The 20,213-nt window shown below is 64.4% G+C and carries 19 protein-coding genes; 10 read left to right on the top strand and 9 right to left on the bottom strand.

Going from position 1 to position 20,213, the window contains the following annotated elements; all coding sequences use genetic code 11:
- The first annotated feature begins 43 nt into the window (after nt 1-43).
- The gene (gene prpF, locus AC56LG_RS01210; RefSeq protein ID WP_497164316.1) at nt 44-1,234 is read left to right on the top strand and encodes a 2-methylaconitate cis-trans isomerase PrpF; all 1,191 of its coding nucleotides are present in this window, start codon (nt 44-46) and stop codon (nt 1,232-1,234) included.
- Nucleotides 1,235-1,395: 161 nt separating this feature from the next.
- Nucleotides 1,396-4,323 carry a bifunctional diguanylate cyclase/phosphodiesterase gene (locus AC56LG_RS01205; RefSeq protein WP_497164315.1) on the top strand — a complete coding sequence of 976 codons (2,928 nt, stop codon included), beginning with the start codon at nt 1,396-1,398 and terminating at the stop codon, nt 4,321-4,323.
- On the opposite strand, the gene xth is transcribed toward AC56LG_RS01205, so the two are convergent.
- Entirely contained in the window at nt 4,320-5,084 is a 765-nt protein-coding gene (gene xth, locus AC56LG_RS01200; RefSeq protein WP_497165005.1) for an exodeoxyribonuclease III, read from the bottom strand. The two genes, AC56LG_RS01205 and xth, sit on opposite strands and share 4 nt — an antisense overlap.
- A 460-nt stretch (nt 5,085-5,544) precedes the next feature.
- Between xth and AC56LG_RS01195 the strand changes: the two genes are divergently transcribed.
- Together AC56LG_RS01195 and AC56LG_RS01190 are read left to right on the top strand one after the other, a co-directional pair.
- The gene (locus tag AC56LG_RS01195; protein ID WP_497164314.1) at nt 5,545-5,892 is read left to right on the top strand and encodes a phiTE_015 family protein; all 348 of its coding nucleotides are present in this window, start codon (nt 5,545-5,547) and stop codon (nt 5,890-5,892) included.
- A gap of 10 nt (nt 5,893-5,902) precedes the next feature.
- A complete protein-coding gene (locus AC56LG_RS01190) occupies nt 5,903-6,094 on the top strand; it encodes a DUF1653 domain-containing protein (protein WP_497164313.1) in 192 nt (63 codons plus the stop codon).
- A gap of 170 nt (nt 6,095-6,264) precedes the next feature.
- On the opposite strand, the gene AC56LG_RS01185 is transcribed toward AC56LG_RS01190, so the two are convergent.
- Nucleotides 6,265-7,761 carry a leucyl aminopeptidase gene (locus AC56LG_RS01185; protein WP_497164312.1) on the bottom strand — a complete coding sequence of 499 codons (1,497 nt, stop codon included), beginning with the start codon at nt 7,759-7,761 and terminating at the stop codon, nt 6,265-6,267.
- A 79-nt stretch (nt 7,762-7,840) separates the two neighbouring features.
- Between AC56LG_RS01185 and lptF the strand changes: the two genes are divergently transcribed.
- Genes lptF through AC56LG_RS01170 form a run of 3 tightly spaced genes read left to right on the top strand, consistent with a single transcriptional unit; the run spans nt 7,841 to nt 10,588 of the window.
- The gene (lptF, locus tag AC56LG_RS01180) at nt 7,841-9,007 is read left to right on the top strand and encodes an LPS export ABC transporter permease LptF (protein ID WP_497164311.1); all 1,167 of its coding nucleotides are present in this window, start codon (nt 7,841-7,843) and stop codon (nt 9,005-9,007) included.
- 10 nt (nt 9,008-9,017) lie between these two features.
- Nucleotides 9,018-10,211, top strand: a complete 1,194-nt coding sequence (gene lptG / locus AC56LG_RS01175) for an LPS export ABC transporter permease LptG (RefSeq protein WP_497164310.1) — start codon at nt 9,018-9,020, stop codon at nt 10,209-10,211.
- Nucleotides 10,212-10,219: 8 nt separating this feature from the next.
- Nucleotides 10,220-10,588, top strand: a complete 369-nt coding sequence (locus AC56LG_RS01170; RefSeq protein WP_497165004.1) for a sirohydrochlorin chelatase — start codon at nt 10,220-10,222, stop codon at nt 10,586-10,588.
- A gap of 80 nt (nt 10,589-10,668) precedes the next feature.
- On the opposite strand, the gene yghU is transcribed toward AC56LG_RS01170, so the two are convergent.
- Nucleotides 10,669-11,520 (bottom strand): glutathione-dependent disulfide-bond oxidoreductase, encoded by an 852-nt coding sequence (gene yghU / locus AC56LG_RS01165; RefSeq protein WP_497164309.1) that lies wholly within the window; start codon nt 11,518-11,520, stop codon nt 10,669-10,671.
- Nucleotides 11,521-11,759: 239 nt separating this feature from the next.
- Between yghU and AC56LG_RS01160 the strand changes: the two genes are divergently transcribed.
- Nucleotides 11,760-12,239 carry a hypothetical protein gene (locus AC56LG_RS01160; protein ID WP_497164308.1) on the top strand — a complete coding sequence of 160 codons (480 nt, stop codon included), beginning with the start codon at nt 11,760-11,762 and terminating at the stop codon, nt 12,237-12,239.
- Between the two features lie 20 nt (nt 12,240-12,259).
- On the opposite strand, the gene cobA is transcribed toward AC56LG_RS01160, so the two are convergent.
- The 6 genes from cobA to AC56LG_RS01130 are packed head-to-tail and all read right to left on the bottom strand — an operon-like array spanning nt 12,260 to nt 18,301.
- Nucleotides 12,260-13,048 (bottom strand): uroporphyrinogen-III C-methyltransferase, encoded by a 789-nt coding sequence (gene cobA, locus AC56LG_RS01155; RefSeq protein ID WP_497164307.1) that lies wholly within the window; start codon nt 13,046-13,048, stop codon nt 12,260-12,262.
- Nucleotides 13,049-13,068: 20 nt separating this feature from the next.
- Nucleotides 13,069-14,376 carry a sulfate adenylyltransferase subunit 1 gene (locus AC56LG_RS01150; RefSeq protein WP_497164306.1) on the bottom strand — a complete coding sequence of 436 codons (1,308 nt, stop codon included), beginning with the start codon at nt 14,374-14,376 and terminating at the stop codon, nt 13,069-13,071.
- On the bottom strand, nt 14,376-15,314 hold the full coding sequence (gene cysD / locus AC56LG_RS01145) for a sulfate adenylyltransferase subunit CysD (protein ID WP_497164305.1): 939 nt from the start codon (nt 15,312-15,314) through the stop codon (nt 14,376-14,378). Before cysD ends, AC56LG_RS01150 begins: the two co-directional genes overlap by 1 nt.
- 25 nt (nt 15,315-15,339) lie before the next feature.
- Nucleotides 15,340-16,056, bottom strand: a complete 717-nt coding sequence (locus AC56LG_RS01140; RefSeq protein WP_497164304.1) for a phosphoadenylyl-sulfate reductase — start codon at nt 16,054-16,056, stop codon at nt 15,340-15,342.
- 9 nt (nt 16,057-16,065) lie between these two features.
- The gene (locus tag AC56LG_RS01135; RefSeq protein WP_497164303.1) at nt 16,066-16,623 is read right to left on the bottom strand and encodes a DUF934 domain-containing protein; all 558 of its coding nucleotides are present in this window, start codon (nt 16,621-16,623) and stop codon (nt 16,066-16,068) included.
- Entirely contained in the window at nt 16,616-18,301 is a 1,686-nt protein-coding gene (locus tag AC56LG_RS01130; RefSeq protein ID WP_497164302.1) for a nitrite/sulfite reductase, read from the bottom strand. Before AC56LG_RS01130 ends, AC56LG_RS01135 begins: the two co-directional genes overlap by 8 nt.
- 169 nt (nt 18,302-18,470) lie before the next feature.
- On the opposite strand from AC56LG_RS01130, the gene AC56LG_RS01125 reads away from it, so the two are divergent.
- On the top strand, nt 18,471-19,409 hold the full coding sequence (locus AC56LG_RS01125; RefSeq protein ID WP_497164301.1) for a CysB family HTH-type transcriptional regulator: 939 nt from the start codon (nt 18,471-18,473) through the stop codon (nt 19,407-19,409).
- Between the two features lie 9 nt (nt 19,410-19,418).
- Entirely contained in the window at nt 19,419-20,069 is a 651-nt protein-coding gene (locus AC56LG_RS01120) for a class I SAM-dependent methyltransferase (RefSeq protein WP_497164300.1), read from the top strand.
- The last annotated feature ends 144 nt before the right edge of the window (nt 20,070-20,213 follow it).

Below are 20,213 nucleotides of genomic sequence, written 5' to 3'. Positions count from 1 at the left end.
CGCCCACCTTACGTCCCTTCGATCACCGATAGGAACTACTTACATGCCACACCAACCCCAAATCAAAATCCCCGCCACCTACATGCGTGGCGGCACCTCGAAAGGCGTCTTCTTCCGCCTCGACGACCTGCCCGAAGCCGCGCGCGTCCCCGGCCCGGCGCGCGACAAGCTGCTGCTGCGCGTGATCGGCAGCCCCGATCCCTACGGCAAGCAGATCGACGGCATGGGCGGCGCCACCTCCAGCACCAGCAAGACGGTCATCGTCTCGACCAGCACGCGTCCGGACCACGACGTCGACTACCTGTTCGGCCAGGTCTCGATCGACAAGCCCTTCGTCGACTGGAGCGGCAATTGCGGCAACCTGTCCTCGGCCGTCGGTTCGTTCGCCATCAACGCCGGCCTGGTCGACCGCGAACGCATTCCGCAAGACGGCATGGCGACGGTGCGCATCTGGCAGGCCAACATCGGCAAGACCATCATCGCCCACGTCCCCATTACCGGCGGCGTGGTGCAGGAAACCGGCGACTTCGAACTCGACGGCGTGACCTTCCCGGCGGCCGAAGTCCAGCTCGAATTCATGGACCCGGCGGCCGAGGAAGAGGGCGGCGGCGGGGCGATGTTCCCGACCGGGAACCTGGTCGACGACCTCGACGTGCCGGGACTCGGCACGCTCAAGGCGACCATGATCAACGCCGGCATCCCGACGATTTTCGTGAATGCGGCCGACGTCGGCTATACCGGCGCCGAACTGCAGGACGCCATCAACGGCGACCCACGCGCGCTGGCCATGTTCGAAACCATCCGTGCGCATGGCGCCGTGCGCATGGGCTTGATCAAGGATACCGGCGAAGCCGCAGGCCGCCAGCACACGCCCAAGGTCGCCTTCGTCGCGCCGCCGCTCGACTACGTTTCCTCCAGCGGCAAGCGGGTGGCCAGCAGCGACATCGACCTGGTCGTGCGCGCGCTCTCGATGGGCAAACTGCACCACGCGATGATGGGCACGGCGGCGGTCGCGATCGGCACCGCGGCGGCAGTGCCGGGCACGCTGGTCAACCTCGCCGCCGGCGGCGGCAAGCCGGATGCGGTGCGCTTCGGCCACCCGTCGGGCACGCTGCGCGTCGGCGCCGAAGCCGTGCAGGCGAACGGCGCGTGGAGCGTGACCAAGGCGGTCATGAGCCGCAGCGCGCGCGTGCTGATGGAAGGCTGGGTGAGGGTGCCGGGCGACGCGTGCTGACCCTGCATTCATTGTTGGCCCGGCCCGGCGGCTGCAACCCCCGCGTTGCAGCCGCCGGGCTTTTTGTCGCCCCATGGTAGAGATTCTCCCGTTGCTAGTTTATTATCCATGCAACATGGAGCGGCCCGGTTGAGAGGCGGCCCAGTCGGGGAGCTCCAGGCATGGACAGCATAAACAATATATCCACAACCGTGGCGGATGCGCTGCGCCTGATCCCGGCGCCCGCCTGCGCCTGTGACGCGAGCGGCATCGTCGTCGCTGCCAACGACGAGATGGCGGCGCTTGCCGGCCTGGCCTTGCAGGGACGTTCCCTGTTCGATGTGTTCGATGCGTCGACGGCGCCGCTGGCGGCGGGTGAGCTGGCGGCGGCCCTGCATGGTGCACGCTGCTGGCGCAGCACGCTTGCCGTGGGCGGCGAAGCGATCGCGGTCGAGGTGCGCGCCCGGCCGCTGCCCGCCGGCGGCGGCGCGTCCGGCGCCATCGTCCTGTTCACCGACGTCAGCGCCTGGGAACGCAGCCAGGCCGCGCTGTGCACCACCGTGCGCGAACAGAACGCGATTCTCGGGCATGCGCCGGTGGGCATCGTCTTCACCAAGCCGGGCCTGCTCAAGGAATGCAACCCGCGCCTGGCGCAGATGATCGGCTACAGCGTCGACGAACTGGCCGACCGCGACCCTGGCGAGATGTTCGCGTCGCAGCAGGCCTTTGACGCATTCCGCACCGAAGCCTTTGCCGCGCTTGCCGAGGGCAGGATCTACGAAAAGAGCGACTGCCAGTTCCGGCGCCGCGACGGTTCGCTGTTCTGGGCGCGCGTGCGCGCGAGCGCGGTGATGCCGGGACGGCGCGACGCCGGCATCATCTGGATCGTCGAGGACGTCAGCGAAACGCACCAGGCGCGGCGCGAACTGCAGGCGCTGCTGAACAATGCCTCGCTCGCCATCCTGTTCACGCGCGAGCGACGCATCCGGCGCGCCAACGCCGGTTTCCTGCACATGTTCGGCTATGCGCCGGGCGAGTGCGAGGGACTGCACGTGGAGAAGCTGTACCCGAGCGTGGAGGCATTCGCGGGCATCGCCGCCCCCACCTACGCGCTGCTGGCGGAAGGGCAGACCTACCAGACCGAGACGGAGCTGGTGAAAAAGGACGGCACGCCGCTCTGGGGCCAGATCATCGGCTTTCCGGTCAACCCGGACGACCTGGCGCAGGGCTACGTCTGGATTGCCGAAGACCGCACGCGCCAGCGCCGCGACGAACAGCAGTTGCGCGAAGCGCTGCAGGAAAACCAGGCCATCTTCGATACCGCGGTGCTGGGCATCGCCGTCATGGAGAACGGCCGTATGCTGCATGGCAACCGCAAGATGGAAGAGCTGTTCGGCCACGCGCCGGGCGGCATGGAGTGCATCGCCGCGCGCTCGCTGTATCCGGACGACGGCGCCTGGGAGGCGGCCTGGCTCGACACCGCGAACGACTTCGTGGCCGGACGCGTCTCGGTCAGCGAACGCCTGCTGGCCAGGACCGACGGCAGCACCTTCTGGGCCCGCCTGTCGGGCCGCCCGTTCGACCTGGCCGATCCGGCCGGACGCAGCCTGTGGCTGGTGGACGACGTCACCGCCCAGCACGAAGCCGCCGCCGCCGTGCGCCGCGCGCGCGACGATCTGGAACTGCGCGTGGCCGCGCGCACCGCGGAACTGGCCGGCGCCAATGCGCTGCTGCAGGACGAGATCGTCGAACGGCGCCAGGCCGAGGCGCGCGTGCATCACATGGCCTACCACGACAGCCTGACCGGCTTGCCGAACCGCGCGCTGCTGGCCGACCGCCTGGAGCGCGCCATCCTGGCCGCGCAGCGCGCCGGCACGCGCCTGGCCGTGATGTTCCTCGACCTCGACCGCTTCAAGACGATCAACGATTCGCTCGGCCACGCCACCGGCGATTTTCTGTTGAAAGAGGTTGCCAGACGCCTGTGCCAGGCGGTGCGCGCCAGCGACACCGTGGCGCGCCTGGGCGGCGACGAGTTCGTGGTGCTGATGCCCGGCATGGGCGGGCAGGAAGAGTGCGGCGCGATCGGCGACAAGATCATCGAGGTGCTGGGCGTGCCGGTGCGCTTCGAGGGGCACAGCCTGCACATCTCGCCCTCGATCGGCATCTGCGTGTATCCGGACGACGGCGGCGACGTCGACCTCTTGATGCGCCATGCCGACGCCGCCATGTACCAGGCCAAGGCGGCCGGACGCAACAACTACCAGTTCTTCACCGAGCGCATGAACGGCGAGATGGCGCGCGAGTTTGCCATTCGCGCACTCGAGTCGGACCTGCGCCAGGCGCTCGCCAACGGCGAGTTCGAACCCTTCTACCAGCCGATCATGGACATGGGCAGCCTGCGCGTGCACGCGCTGGAAGTGCTGTTGCGCTGGCGCCGGCCGGGCCACGCGGACAACCACGGCCTGGTGCTGCCCGACGACTTCATCCCGACGCTGGAAGAAAACGGCATGATCGTGCCGGTTGGCGAATGGGTGATCCGGCGCGCCTGCGAGCAGAGCATGGCCTGGCAACGGGCCGGGCTGGCGCCGGTGCCCCTCGCCATCAACCTGTCGGCGCGCCAGTTCATGCACCGCGCACTGGTGGCCTCGATCCAGCGCATCGTCGACGAAACCGGCATCGATCCGGCGCTGGTGGAATTCGAGATCACCGAGACCGCGCTGATGCAGCACGGCGAGCAGACGCTCGAGATCCTCGACCAGATCAACCGCATGGGCATGCGCCTGTCGATCGACGACTTCGGCACCGGCTATTCGAGCCTGGCCTACCTGAAGCGCTTCCCGGTCAGGAAGATCAAGATCGACCGCGCTTTTGTCCGCGAACTGGAAGCGAGCAGCGAAGACCGCGCGATCGTTGCCGCCGTGATGGCGCTGGCCAACAGCCTGGGGCTGCAAGTGGTGGCCGAAGGCGTCGAGACCGCCGCGCAGCTGGCGCTGCTGCGCGATTATGGCTGCCAGTACGTGCAGGGCTGGCTGTTCGCGCGCGCGCTCGACAGCGAGGCGGTGCAGGCGTTGCTGGTGGAAGACCAGAGCAGCATCGCCGTGACGTTTTAATCGATCGTCGCGATCACCGGCGTATGATCCGACGGCTGCTCCCACTTCCTCGGTTCGCGGTCGATGGTGCACGCCGTGCAGCGCCGCGCCAATTCGCGCGACAGTAAAATATGGTCGATGCGCAGCCCGCGATTGCGGCGAAAGCCCAGCATCCGGTAATCCCACCAGCTGTACTGCTTTTCCGGCTGTTCGAACATGCGGAAGGAATCGACCAGGCCGAGATCGACCAGCGCCGCCATCGCCGTGCGTTCCGGTGCGGAGCAATGGATCTGGCCGGCCCATTCCACCGGATCGTGGACGTCGCGGTCTTCCGGGGCGATGTTGTAGTCGCCCAGCAGGGCCAGTTGTGGATAGGCGCGCAGCTCCTCGCCCAGCCATTCGTGCAACGCTTTCAGCCACGCCAGTTTATAAATGTATTTGTCGGAATCGACCGCTTGTCCATTCGGGATATAGGCGCACACGAAACGCACGCCTTCGATGGTGGCGGCAATAATGCGCTGCTGCGGATCCTCGAAACGCGGATTATTCTTGACGACATCCGCAATCGGAAAGCGCGACAGGATGGCGACGCCGTTATAGGTTTTCTGGCCGGTATAGGCGACCTGATAACCCGCCGCATTTATTTCCGCGAGCGGGAACTTATCGTCGGTGAGTTTCGTCTCTTGAATGCAGAGCACGTCAATCGGGTTCGCTTCCAGCCAGCGCAGCAGGTGGGGCAGGCGTACTTTCAGCGAGTTGACGTTCCAGGTAGCTATTTTCATGTCGTTGCGTGGTGATCTACGCGGCAGACCTCCCGCCGCGACTGCGCGCAGTATCCACGCTCGACGCCAATCCTGCAACTTTCGCGCGCCATGTCCCGCCATGGCAAAGCGTTGTATTTTATTTGCTCAAATTACAAGCGCAGTGCTCCGGCGACAAGTTTGTGGTTTAAAATATATTGTCGTTTCGCACGGATGATCGCATGGATCATAATATGCGCTAGCAATATGTAACAACTGCAGTATAAGATGTCACATTTCCTCGCTATTACTCAAGAGGAACGTTCAGTTGTTTTTACATAACTCGCGCTGTAGTATTCCGATTGAACGGCATGCGCCGTTCACGCCACCGCGGCGCACGATTGAGATTCATTCGTGCAAGGCTTTTAGTGGTGAAATGGTACTATGGTGAAATATTGCTGTTTCGATAGCGAGTATCCGTACCCATATGAAAAGGACAGAGATGCGCAGTGCATTTGAAGCATGGGCCCAGCGCGATGGCCATATCGTTCGTCGCCGTGAAGACAAGCCCGAGGAATACCTCGTCTACGAGACCCAGCGCCGTTGGGTGATCTGGCAAGCGGCACTGGCGCATGGCGCGAATGCCGCCGACGCCGCGCCGTCGAAGTTCGCCGGTGCGGAAGCCGCCGCCAAGGCGGTGCAGCCGGATGAGGCCGCTGTGCGCAACCGCGTACTCAACGAGGTGCTCGACGCCTTCAGCGACCTGGACGAAGACACCGGCATCGAAGGCGTGCTGAAGGTCATCCAGGGCCTGAAGAAGAAGCAGAAGGCCACGGCCGAGCAAGCCTGAGGGGACGGGGTTGATCCAGTACCGCCATTACAAGGGTGGCCTGTACGAGCTGGTCTGCGAGGCCACGCTCGAGGCCGACCTCACGCCCATGATCATCTACCGCGCCCATGACGGTTCGATCTGGGCGCGGCCGAAGGCGGTGTTCTTCGAGCTGATCGAGGTCGACGGATTGCTGGTGCCGCGCTTCGCGCCGGTTTCGTAAACTCATGAAATAAAATTTCATGAATGGGTAGCATTTGAAATAATATTTCATTGTTGCCATGATGCGGTGCCGGTGAAACGGCGGGCATGCCCGCCGTTTCACCGTCCGCAAATCGTTGCGCAAAAAAACGGGCCGCATCAAGCGGCCCGTTCTCATTTCATTCAACCGTTTTAAACACGGTTCATCAGGAACGTCGTCAGCAACGGTACCGGACGACCGGTCGCGCCCTTGGCGGCGCCGCTCTTCCACGCCGTGCCGGCGATGTCGAGGTGGGCCCAGGTGTAGTTGCGGGTAAAGTTCTCGAGGAAGCAGGCGGCCGTGATCGAGGCGCCGCCCGGGGTGCCGATATTGGCGAGGTCGGCGAAGTTCGACTTCAGCTGCTCGTTGTACTGCTCGCCGATCGGCAGGCGCCAGGCGCCGTCGCCGGTTTCCTTGCCCGCGTCCAGCAGTTCGTCGGCCAGTGCGTCGTGGGCGGCGTCGTGGCGGGTGAACAGGCCGCTGTTGTGGTGGCCCAGCGAGACGATGCAGGCGCCCGTCAGCGTCGCGATGTCGACGACCGCCGCCGGCTTGAAGCGCTCGGCGTAGGTGAGGGCGTCGCACAGGATCAGGCGGCCTTCGGCGTCGGTATTGAGGATCTCGATGGTCAGGCCGTTCATCGCGGTGACGATGTCGCCCGGCTTGGTGGCGCGGCCCGACGGCATGTTTTCGCAGGTGGCGACGATGCCGATCACGTTCAGCTTGAGATTCATTTCGCCGATCGCGCGGAAGGTGCCGAGCACCGAGCCGGCGCCGCACATGTCGTACTTCATTTCGTCCATGCCGGGACCCGGCTTGATCGAAATGCCGCCCGAGTCGAAGGTGATGCCCTTGCCGACCAGGACCACCGGCGCATCCTTCTTGTTGCCGCCCATGTGCTTCAGGACGATGAACTTCGGCGCTTCGTCGCTGCCCTTGGCCACGGCCAGGAAGGAACCCATTTTCAGCGCTTCGAGCTGCTTGCGCTCGAGGACTTCGACGTCGAAGCCATGGTCGTCGGCCAGCTTGCGGGCGACGGTGGCGAGATAGGTCGGGGTGCAGATGTTCGGCGACAGGTTACCCAGTTCGCGCGTCAGGTTCATGCCGTTGGCGATGGCAATGGCTTGCGCCAGCGTGGCCTTGGCCGCGGCGTCGGCCAGCGGCAGCGCCAGGGTGACCTTGCGCACGCCGGTGCGGGCCGGATCCTTCTTGCTTTTTTGCGCGTCGGTGCGGAATTCGCTCTCGGTGGCGGCAAGGACGATGGCGCGCATGGCCCAGCTTGGGTCGCGCTCTTTCACTTCCGTCATCGGAAATGCGATAATGGCGTCCGCCGCGCCCAGCGACGCGAAGGCTTTGAGCGTCGCGCCGACCGCGGTCATGAAATTCTTTTCGCCTACCACCTCGTCGGCGCCCATCCCGACCAGCAGCACGCGCTGTGCGGCCACACCGGCCACGCCGCGCAGCAGCAGGGTCGAACCGGCCTTGCCGGTGATGTCGCCCGACTTCAGTGCCGCAGTGATTTCGCCCGTCTGATCGAGGGCTTGCGCTGCCTGCGACAGTTTTTTATTTTCGAACACCGCCACCGCCACGCAGCCGCTTTTGGCCGCGTTCAGGGTGGTCTTGGTGTCGAATGCTTTTATGCTAAAGTCCATTTGATTCTCCGTTTCGTTTTGTGCGCCGGGTCTGCAACGGCTGTACGACCACTGCTCAACCTGCAATTATAACTATCGAATGATTTTCCATCGCGCCCTGCATCGTGAACTGGCCAGCGCAGCCGGGGCAACCTTCACGGTATTGTTCACGGTGTGCGTCACCTGGACCCTGATTGCCATCCTCGGCCGGGCCGCGGGTGGACGGGTCGCATCCGGCGACGTCGTCGCATTGATTGCGTTTCAGTCACTGAATTATCTGCCAACTGTCCTGATCCTCACCAGCTTTATTTCGGTGCTGGTCGCCGTCACGCGCAGCTACCGCGATTCCGAAATGGTCGTCTGGTTCGCCTCGGGCCAGTCGCTGCTCGCGTGGATCCGTCCCGTGCTCACCTTCGGCATTCCGCTGGTGCTGCTGGTGGGGGCGGTGTCGCTGGTGGTGGCGCCCTGGGCGAAGATGAAGAGCGCGGAATTCATCCAGCGCTTCGAAAAGCGCGAAGACCTGAAGCGCGTGGCGCCGGGCCAGTTCCGCGAGTCCTCGTCCGCCGACCGCGTGTTCTTCGTCGAAGGCAGCACCAACGGATCGACCGTGGTCAAGAACGTGTTCGTCAGTACCAACCAGGCCAATGGCGGCAGCTCGATCGTGGTCGCACGCGAAGGCGTGGTCGAGTCCGACGGCAAGGGTGGCCAATACCTGGTGCTGAAGAACGGCCGCCGTTACCAGGGTGTGCCGGGCCAGGCCGATTTCCAGTCGATGGAGTTCGAACGCTACAGCATGCGCGTGGCGACCAGGGTGCCGGTGCTCGGCGCCGACGTGCCGCTCGACGCCTTGTCGACGCCGGCGCTGCTGGCCGTGAACAACCAGTACACGCGCTCCGAACTGCTCTCGCGCATCTCGCAGCCGATCGTCTGCCTGGTGCTGATCCTGCTGGCCATTCCGCTCGGCTTCGTCAACCCGCGTGCGGGCAGTTCGGCCAACCTGATCCTCGCCTTGCTGATCTTCTTCACCTATAACAACCTGGTGAAGATGGTCGAGGCCAGCGTCAAGAAGGAGCGGGTCGATTTCGCCCTTGCCTGGTGGCCGCTGCACCTGGTCGTGGGACTGATCGTCGTCGGCCTGTTCGCGTGGCGCCTGAACGTGAACCACCATTACCACCCGCTGGTGCTGCTCAATGCCTGGAAGCGCAAGCGCCTGTTGAAGAAGGCGCCGGGTTCGGCCCAAGACTCGGCCCAGGTGGAGTCACGATGAAAGTCTGGTCATGAAAGTGTTACAACGCTACTTTGCCGTCAACATCACGCAGGCGGTCGTCTTCGTCCTGATCGCCTTCCTTGGCCTGATCTCCTTCATGGACCTGACGCGCGAGCTGCCCCAGGTCGGCAAGGGCGACTACAGCTTCCAGCACGCGCTCTTGTACGTGGCGCTGATGCTGCCCGCGCACGTGTATGAAGTGATGCCGGTCGCCGCACTGATCGGCACCATCTATGCGATGTCGCAGTTCGCCCAGACTTCAGAATTCACGATCATGCGCGCTTCGTCGATGACGACGCGCATGGCCGGCTGGATGCTGTTCAAGATCGGCATCGTGTTCGTGGTCGTTATGTTCATCTTCGGCGAACTGATCACGCCACGCACGGCGCCGCTGGCGGAAAAGGTGCGCACGGCGGCGCGCGGCAGCACGCTGGCGTCGGAATTCCGCTCGGGGATGTGGACCAAGGATAACCTGCACGCCGAGGGCGCGAACGGCGCGCGCGGCGCGATCACCGGTTCGCGCTTCTTCAATGCGCGCACGATCCGCCCGGATGGGTCGCTGCTCGACGTGCGCCTCTACGAATTCGACAACACGATGCGCATGCGCGCCCTGATCACGGCGAAGAGCGCCACCTTCAGCGGCAACGGCACCTGGCGCCTGCAGGACGTCAGCGAAACCCTGTTCACCAACAGCCGCACGCTGCCCGTGCCGGGCGCGCCGGTGCCGGCCGGCCAGACCATCCAGAGTACCTACGGCCAGGAGACCAGCGCAGTCGCCACGCGCCAAGTCGCCAGCCTCGACCTGGTGTCGGAAATCACGCCCAAGATCCTGCAGGTTTCGCGCCGCGATCCCGAGCGCATGTCGGCCAACGAACTGGCGGTGTACTCGCGCCACCTGGTCGAGAACCGCCAGGAGAGCGAACGCTTCCGCATCGCCTTCTGGAAGAAGATCGTCGACCCGCTCGCGATTTTTGTCCTGATGGCGCTGGCGCTGCCGTTCGCCTACCTGCATACGCGTAGCGGCGGCGTCAGCCTGAAGATCTTCATCGGCATCATGATCGGGGTCGGCTTCATCCTGATCAATTCGTTGTTCTCGCACCTGGGCATGCTTTCGACCTGGCCCGCCTTCCTGACGGCGGTGGCCCCGAGCCTGCTGTTCCTGCTGCTGGCGATCGGCGCGTTGCGCTGGGTGGAGCGGCACTGATGGCACCAATGAAAAAAGCGCTGGTCCTGTTCGCCCACGGCGCGCGCGCCGCCTCGTGGGCCGCGCCCTTCGAGCGCCTGCGCGACCTGACGGCGGCGCGCCTGCCCGATTGCACGGTGCGCCTCGCGTTTCTCGAACTGATGGAGCCGCGTTTGCCGCAGGCGGTGGCCGAACTGGTGGCTGCAGGCGTCGACGAGGTCGCGATCGTGCCGGTGTTCTTGGGGCAGGGCGGGCATTTATTACGGGACTTGCCGCTGCTGGCAGAAGGGCTGCAGGCGGCGCATCCGGGACTGCGCCTGACGGTTGCGGGCGCTGTCGGGGAAGACCCGGGCGTGCTGGCGGCGATGACGGACTATTGTGTCCGGTCAGTCGGGTAAGTAGGGCGGGCATGCCCGCGTACGGCGGTGGACCCGCGTGGCCCACCGGCGAGACCCGGTGGGCATGCCCACCCTACGATTCAATCCAGGTCGGACGCGCTGTGCCGCTCCGGCACCTGCTCCTCCGGATTCCCGCGTACACGATTCACCTTGCGACCGCGAATCACCGCCGGACGCGCCGCGATCTCGTCGGCCCAGCGCCGCACGTGCTTGTACTCGTGCACCGACAGGAATTCGCCCGCCTCGTACAGTTCGCCCTGCACCAGCGCGCCATACCAGGGCCAGATCGCCATGTCGGCGATCGTGTATTCTTCGCCGGCAACGTAACGGTGGTTCGCCAGCTGGCGCTCGAGCACATCGAGCTGGCGCTTGACTTCCATCGCGTAGCGGTCGATCGGGTATTGCAGCTTTTCCGGCGCGTAGGCGTAGAAGTGGCCGAAGCCGCCGCCCAGCAGGGGGCCGGAACCCATCTGCCAGAACAGCCAGTTGAGCGTTTCGGTGCGGCCGGCCAGGGTGGTCGGCACGAAGGCGTTGAACTTCTCGGCCAGGTACAGCAGGATCGATCCGGACTCGAACACGCGCACAGGCTCGCCGCCGCTGCGGTCCATCAGCGCCGGGATCTTCGAGTTCGGGTTGACATCGACGAAGCCGCTCGAGAACTGCGCCCCTTCGTTGATGCGGATCAGCCAGGCATCGTATTCGGCGCCGCTGTGGCCCGCCGCCAGCAGCTCTTCGAGCATGATCGTGACTTTCTGGCCGTTCGGCGTGGCCAGCGAGTACAGTTGCAGCGGGTGCTTGCCGACCGGCAGTTTCGCCTCGTGGGTAGGACCGGCGACGGGCCGGTTGATGTTGGCGAACATGCCGCCATTGGACGCGGGCGGCGTCCAGACCTTGGCCGGCGTATAGTTCGCCTCGTTCGATTGTTCGGTCATCGATGTTCTCCTCGTTGGTTGTCGGATGCGCAGCTGCCGCCATGGGCGCGCGCCTTGTCATTCCTGAACGAGAAGCTTACCCGACTCCACGCGTTCGCGTCGGCAGGTCCCTGTTTTCCGTTACTTCCATGACAAGCTTCGCCGCGAACTGGCCAAGCCTTGTTCCACGTCATGGCAATGCGCCGCCGTCCGGTTTGACAGTGCTTGGGAACCCGCCCACACTGCTCAGGCATTTCCGAATGTCCCACCTACCGGCCAACGTCCCCATGCTGCGATCCTTGCTGAAACAGCTCATTGCCAGGCTCCTGCGCGCACGCGCGGGAGAGGGGGCGGCGTGGCAAGGCATGCGCTTGCCGGGCGGCCTGTTCGCGCAGGCGCGCTGCGTCCGCCACATCGACGCCACCGCGCGCCGCGTCGCCGCCATGGGCGCCAGGATCACGCATTTATCAGGCCGCCTGCATGCCGGCAGCGTGCCGGGACTGGTCGACGCCGACCGCAACCTGCGGCGCATGCTGGACGAACTGAAGGAAGAACTCAGCACCATGCGCCGCGACATGGCGCGCTGGCATAGCCGCGAATGCGCAGGGCGCGCCGGCAAGCGGCTGGAGGCGGCGATCGCGCGCCTGAACCGCGTGAATGCCGACACCCACGCGGCGGCGGACCTGCTGCTGCGGCAGATCGAGGAATACGACGGCGCGCAAGGCGCCTGCCCGGTTTGAAAAGACGCAGGCGCGCCGGGTCAGCTGTTCGCCAGCGGCTGCACCGATGACGCCAGCGCGGGCTGGTGCTCGCGCAGGCGCAGCGCCGCGCCGATCATCACCAGCACCGGACCATGCGCGGCGTGAAGTCCGCGTGCCAGGTCGGACAGCAGCAGGCGTTCGATCCGTTCGTCGGGCCGGCTGCAGTTTTCCACGACCACCACCGGCGTATCGGCCGGCCGTCCTTGCGCCAGCAGGCGTTCGGCGGTGGCGGCGGCTTCGCGGCCGCCCATGTACTGGACCATGGTGTCGGTGTGGGGCAGGGCGGGGTGTTCCGGCTGGTCGGGGCCGGTGCTGGAGGTGAAAAAGGCGACGCTGCGGGCGACGCCGCGTTTGGTCAACGGTTGCCGGGTAGCGGCGGCGGCAGCCACCGCGGTGGTGATGCCGGGGACGATTTCGACGTCGATGCCGTGCGCTTCGAGTGCGCGCAACTCCTCGTCCGCGCGCCCGAACAGCATCGGGTCGCCGCCCTTCAGCCGCACCACGCGATTAAATTTGAAGACGCAGTCGACCAGCAGCGCGTTGATCGCATCCTGGGCCGTGGAACGCTGGCCCGAGCGCTTGCCGACCGAAATCAGCTCGGCGCCCGCGCACAGTGCCAGCATCTCGGGCGTGACCAGCGCGTCGTAGAGGACGACGTCGGCTTGCGCCAGGATGCGCGCACCGCGCACCGTGATCAGGTCGGCGGCGCCGGGGCCGGCGCCGACCAGCCAGACCTTGCCGGCAGCTTTCCCGGACCGTATCGGTTCGTCGTTTTCCAGCAAAGCCATACCTCGCTCCAGCTCTAGTGTTATTCGCCCAGGCGAATCATACCCGCGGCAACGGTCTGGTGCGTGACTTCATCGATCAGGATAAAAGCGCCGGTGGCGCGGATGTCGCTGTAGGCATCGGCCGCCAGCGGCTGCTGCACGGTCAAGTGGATGCGCGCGATGTCGTTCAGCTTCAAGCCTTCCGCCGGATGGCGTTGCTGGGTATTGATGTCGAGGATGGTATCGACCCTGGTCACCTTGGCCGCCGTCTGGCGCGTGCCATGCTTGATCCAGTACTTGCGGCGCGCATCGAGCGGCTCGTCCGACATCCAGCACACGTCGGCCACCACCTGCTTGAGTTGGGTCGCCGGGGCGGCGGCGCTCGAGAGCGTATCGCCGCGCGAAATGTCCAGGTATTCCTCGAGCAGCAGCGTCACCGACTGGCCGGCCACGGCCACGGGCAGGCTGCCGTCGAAGGTGAGGATCTCTTTCACCGTTGCGTTCTGGCCCGACGGCTGCACCACCAGCTTGTCGCCGACTGCCACCTTGCCGGACTCGATGCGGCCCATGTAGCCGCGGAAGTCGTTCGCTTCGTGGCCGTTGTGACGGGCAACGAGCTGCACCGGGAAGCGCAAGGGTGCATCGTGGGCTTCGTCGTAGACGGTGATGTTTTCCAGCAGCTCGATCAGCGTAGGCCCGGTGTACCAGTCCATGTTGCTCGACGCCTCGACCACGTTGTCGCCGGCCAGCGCCGACAGCGGGATCGCGGTCACGTCCTTCAGGCCCAGCGACTGCGCGAATTCCTGGTAGGCGCCCACGATGCGCTCGTACACGCCCTGGTCGTAATTCACCAGGTCCATCTTGTTGACGGCGACGATCACGTGCTCGATCTGCAGCAGCTTGGCAATCGTCGAGTGGCGCTTGGTCTGGATCAGCAGGTCGACCTTGCCGTCGTCGTGCAGCCTCACTTTCGAGACATCGACCAGGATGATCACGGCGTCGGCGGTCGAAGCGCCGGTCACCATGTTGCGGGTGTACTGCTCGTGGCCCGGGGTGTCGGCGATGATGAACTTGCGCTTCGGCGTGGCGAAATAACGGTAGGCGACGTCGATGGTGATGCCCTGTTCGCGCTCGGCTTCGAGGCCGTCGGTCAGCAAGGAGAGGTCGATGGTGTCGCCCACGGTGCGCTTGTGCTTCGAGCGCGAGACCGCGGCCAGCTGGTCGGCGAAGATGCCCTTGCTGTCGAACAGCAGGCGGCCGATCAGGGTGCTCTTGCCGTCGTCGACGGAGCCGGCGGTGATGAAGCGCAGCAAGCTGTGTTGGGTGAGATTGTCTGTCATGGCGTTCATCAGAAATATCCTTGCTTCTTGCGTTTTTCCATCGAGGCTTCGGAGGTCTGGTCGTCCATCCGGGTCGCGCCGCGTTCGGTTACCTGGGTCACGGCGGTTTCGGCGATGATCGCCTCGACGGTCGACGCATCCGACGACACCGGGCAGGTGCAGCTGATGTCGCCCACGGTCCGGAAGCGCACGGTTTGCGTCTCGACGCTTTCGCCTTCCCTGGCCGGGGTGAGCGGCGTCAGCGGCACCAGCAAGCCATTGCGCGGAATGACTTCACGCTGGTGGGCGAAATAGATCGACGGCAGGGCCAGCTTTTCGCGGGCGATGTACTGCCACACGTCGAGTTCGGTCCAGTTCGAGATCGGGAACACGCGCATGTTTTCGCCCGGGTGGACGCGGGTGTTATACAGGTCCCACAGTTCCGGACGCTGGGCCTTCGGGTCCCACTGGCCGAATTCGTCGCGGAAGGAAAAGATGCGTTCTTTGGCACGGGCTTTTTCTTCGTCGCGGCGCGCGCCGCCGATGCAGGCGTCGAAACCGTGTTCGGCGATGGTTTCCAGCAGCGTCACGGCCTGGGCCGCGTTGCGCGAGTCGGTCGCCGGATTACGCAGGCGCACCGTGCCTTTGCGGATCGATTCCTCGACCGAGCCGACGATCAGGCGCTCGCCCAGTTCGGCGACGCGCGCGTCGCGGAAAGAGATCACTTCGTCGAAATTGTGGCCGGTATCGATGTGCACCAGCGGGAACGGGAATTTGCCTGGACGGAAAGCCTTTTCGGCCAGGCGCAACAGCACGACCGAGTCCTTGCCGCCCGAGAACAGCAGGGCGGGGTTCGTGCATTCGGCCGCCACTTCGCGCAGGATGTGGATCGCTTCCGATTCGAGGGCGTCGAGGTGGCGCGCGTTGACGGTGGCCAGGATGCCGGCGTTGTCAGAGAGGTTGGTCATGAGATGCCTGTTCTTTCAGTGTGGCTCAAGCTGCCACGGATTTGATGCGAATGAGTTTGCCGTCGACGACATGGAGGCCGCATTCCTTCGATTCCGGGTTTTCCCACCACCAGCGTCCGGCGCGCACGTCCTCGCCCGGCTGGATCGCGCGGGTGCAGGGTTCGCAGCCGATCGACGGATAGCCGCGGTCGTGCAGGGCGTTGTAGGGTACATTGTTGGCGCGGATGTATTCCCAGACTTCGGCCTCGCTCCAGTCCGCCAGCGGATTGAACTTGTCCATCATGTGCGCCGGATCGTCTTCCTGTACCGCCAGGTCCGAGCGCGTGGCCGACTGCGCGCGACGCTGGCCGGTAATCCACGCCTTCTTGCCGGCCAGCGCATGGCCGAGCGGCTCGACCTTGCGGATGCGGCAGCATTCGCGGCGCATCTCGACGCTGTCGTAAAAGGCGTTCAGGCCGTTCTGTGTGACATAGCGCTCGACTGCCAGCGGGTCCGGGCGGAACAGGGCAACTTCATAACCGTAGGTGGCCTTGACGGCGTCGAGCACCGCCAGGGTCTCCTTGGGCAGGCGCCCCGTTTCCAGCGAGAAGATACCGATTGGCAGCTTGGCGCGCAGGATCAGGTCGGTCAGCACCATGTCTTCGGCGGCCAGGCTCGACGCGAACACGGCCGGCGAAAAGTCGGCGGCGATGCGCGCCAGGATGGCCTGGGTGTCGCGCACGCGGGTGGCGAGTTCACTCATCGTTGAACCTCAGATGCCCGCGCCGACGTCGGTGTGCTCGAGCGGCACGTCGCGTTCCTTGCGGCGGAAAAGCGGCAGCGGCTGGTCGACCGAGGCCTGGTAGGTTTCGGAAAACACGGTCAAGCCCTTCAGCGCGTCATGAATCGAGCGGTCCTGGCGCGTGGCGTAGGCATTGAAGCCGACGCGCGACATCGAGAACAATTGATCGCGCAGCACGTCGCCGATCGCGCGCAGTTCGCCCGTATAGGCCAGGCGCTTGCGCACGTTGTAGGCGATCGAATAGCCGCGGCCATCGGAAAATTTCGGGAAGTCCACTGCGATCACGGCGAAGCGGTCGGCGTCGCCTTTCAAGGCTTCGAAGCGCTCGTCGGCGGCGATCCACACGCCGAGTTCGGCACGGGCCGCCAGCGCTTCTTTCTGCGCCAGCCAGACCGCCAGGGGAACGATCACCTTGCCTTCGGGGACGACGACGGTTTCGGCCGCGTCGCCCTCGGCCAGGCGCAGCACGCTCCAGTCGTCGGGCACCACTTCACGGCCGCGGATAATTTCTTTATGTGCTTCAAGCATGGTCTTCCCCTACTGGTGCGCCCTTGGAGATGGGCGTGGCGTACACGTGTTCCTTGAATGGTGCGATGCCCAGGCGCTGGGCGGTCTCGACGAAACGTTCGCCTTCGAAGCGGTTGTTGACGTATACCTGCAGCAGGCGGTCGATCACTTCCGGCATCTGGCCGCCCGAGAACGACGGGCCGATGATCTTGCCGATCGCCGAGTTGTTGCCCTGGGCGCCGCCGATCGACACCTGGTACCACTCGCTGCCGTCCTTGTCGACGCCGAGGATGCCGATCGAACCGACGTGGTGGTGGCCGCAGGCATTGATGCAGCCCGAGATGTTCAGTTCGATGTCGCCGATGTCGTGCTGGAAGTCGAGGTTGTCGAAACGCTCGGCAATGGCTGCCGCGATCGGGATCGATTTCGCATTCGCCAGCGAGCAGAAATCGCCGCCCGGGCAGGAAATGATGTCGGTCAAGAGGCCGATGTTCGGCGTGGCCAGGCCCTTCGATTTGGCCAGGGTCCAGACCTCGAACAGGTCCGATTGCTTCACGTCCGCCAGCACCAGGTTCTGCTCGTGGGTCACGCGCAGTTCGCCGAAGCTGAAGCGGTCGGCCAGGTCGGCCACGAAGTCGATCTGCTCGGCGGTGGCGTCGCCCGGCGGCACGCCGGTCTTCTTCAGCGACAGCACGACCGAGGCATAGCCCGGCACTTTATGGGGCTTGACGTTGCGGTTGATCCAGTTACCGAAGGCACGGTTGTCCGGGTGCGCCAGCAGCGGATCGCTGTCCGGCAGCGTCGCGTAGGCCGGCGCTTCGAAGTAGGCGGCGACGCGGTCGTATTCTTCGCGCGTCAGGGTCTCCGGACCATCCTTGAGGTCTTGCCATTCTTCTTCGACCAAACGCGCGAATTCCTCGACGCCCAGGGCTTTCAACAGGATCTTGATGCGGGCCTTGTACTTGTTGTCGCGGCGGCCGTACGAGTTGTACACGCGCATGACGGCTTCGGTATAGGTCAGCAGGTGCTGCCACGGCAGGAAGTCGCGGATCACGCTGCCCAGGATCGGGGTACGGCCCATGCCGCCGCCGGCCATGAACTTGAAGCCGGCTTCGCCCGCTTCGTTGTGCGTGAGCGTGAGGCCGATGTCGTGGATCGCGATCGCGGCGCGGTCTTCCACGGCGCCGTTGATGGCGACCTTGAACTTGCGCGGCAGGGCGATGAATTCGGGGTGAAAGGTGCTCCACTGGCGCAGGATTTCCGCGAACGGGCGCGGGTCCATGATCTCGTCGGCCGCGACGCCAGCGAACTCGTCGGTCGTAATGTTGCGGATGCAGTTGCCCGAGGTCTGGATGGCGTGCATTTCCACCGAGGCGAGGTCGGTCAGGATGTCCGGCGTCTGCTCCAGTTCGATCCAGTTGTACTGGATGTTCTGGCGCGTGGTGAAGTGGCCATAGCCGCGGTCGTACTTGCGCGCGATGTGCGCGAACATGCGCATCTGCTTGCTCGACAGCAGGCCATAGGGCACCGCGACGCGCAGCATGTAGGCATGGCGCTGCATGTACAGGCCGTTTTGCAGGCGCAGCGGCAAGAACTCTTCTTCGGTCAGCTCGTCGTTCAGGCGGCGCGCAACCTGGTCGCGGTATTGCGCAATGCGCTCGCGGACGATGAGATGGTCGTATTGGTCGTAACGGTACATGGGAGGTATCCTGGTAGGTCGGACTCTAAGCCCGGTAAGCTGGATGGAATGGTAAGCCCCCGCAGCTTTATTCCAAACGACTGACAATTTATTTGCTTATATACGGTAGGGGCATAAGCATTCGCATAAAATAGCGGCTGGCGTTTCGACAACTTAAACAACAACAGGAATGAACCTTCATCAATTGCGCTTCGTGCGCGAGGCCGTGCGCCAGAACTACAACCTGACCGATGCCGCCAAGGCCTTGTTCACCTCGCAGCCGGGGGTGTCGAAAGCCATCATCGAGCTCGAGGAAGAGCTCGGCGTCGACATTTTTACGCGCCATGGCAAGCGCATCCGCGGGCTGACCGAGCCGGGCCGGCTGGTGCTGGAATCGGTCGAGCTGATCATGCAGGAAATCGAAAGCCTGAAACGCATCGGCAAGGAATACGCGGCCCACGACAGCGGCAGTTTTACCATTGCCACGACGCACACCCAGGCGCGCTACATGCTGCCGAAGGTGGTGCAAGCTTTCATGCAGAAGTTCCCGAAGGTACGCCTGTCGCTGTTGCAAGGCAACCCGAAGCAGATCGCCGACATGGTCAAGACCGGCCAGGCCGACCTGGCGATCGCGACGGAGGCGATTGCCGCCATCGACGGACTGGTCACGCTGCCGTGCTACCAGTGGGAACACGTGGTGGTGGTGCCGCCGGAACACGAGCTGCTGCGCTCGAAGGCCGTCTCGCTGGAAGAGATCGCCGGCTATCCGCTGATTACTTACGACGCCGCCTTTGCCGGGCGCAGCAAGATCGACCACGCGTTTTCGCTGCGCGAACTGAAACCGGACGTCCTGCTCGAAGCGATCGACGCCGACGTCATCAAGACCTATGTCGAACTGGGCATGGGCGTGGGCATCATCGCCGGCATGGCCTTCGATTCCGAGCGCGACCGCAACCTGCGCACGATTCCGGTCGGCCACCTGTTCGGCATGAACGTGTCGCGCGTGGCGGTGAAGCAGGGCGCCTACCTGCGCAGTTATATTTATACTTTCATCGAGCTGCTGGCCCCGAGCCTGACGCGCAAGATGGTCGAAGCCGCGATGCGCGGCGGCGAAAACTACGAGCTGTAAGAGAACCGAATGAACAATCAACAAGTTGCAAAATATTATGCCCTGCTGGGCGAGTCGCTCGAGGACAAATACCTCGAGCCGGACATGGACGAAGACATCGACGACATGAGCATCCACCTCGGCAACGTGCTTGCCGGGCACACGGTGCTGGAACTGGGCTGCGGCACCGGGTTCTGGACCGAGGTGGTGGCCGAGTCGGCGCTGTCGGTGCTGGCCGTCGACATCAACGCCAACCTGGTCGATATCGCGCGCGAGCGGCCGATGGCCGAGGGCAAGGTCACTTTCCGTGTGGCCGATGCGCTCGACCTGCCGGAAGACATTGGACAATTCTCCGCGGTGCTGGTCAGCTTCCTGTGGTCGCACCTGAACAAGAAAGAGCAGGAGCAACTGCTGGCGACGCTGAAGAAGCGCCTCGGCAAGGACGTGCTGCTGGTGATCCTCGACGATTCCTTCGTCGAAGGCTTCAGCGAAACCATCGCGCGCACCGATGCGGACGGGACCACCTACGAAATCCTCAGCACGCTTGAGGGCGAGCGCTTCGAAGTGCCGAAGAGTTACCAGTCGGACAGCGCACTGCGCAAGCGCTTGGGGAATGTCGGCAAGGAGATCAAGATCGAGCGGGTCGAGTTCTTCTGGATCCTGACCTGCAGGCTGAAATGACGTAGGGTGGGCACTCTGTGCCCACGCGGTGCTACAGATGATGGTCGAAACGTTTGATGTGACACGCAACCGTCGGACCGCGTGGGCTCAAGAGCCCCCCTACAGTGCTTACTAAACAAAAAAACGCGCGTGATTCACGCGCGT

Source organism: Telluria sp. ZB2R32, assembly GCF_059685715.1.
Note: the sequence above shows the minus strand (reverse complement) of the source record. Positions and strands in the feature narration are given on the sequence as shown.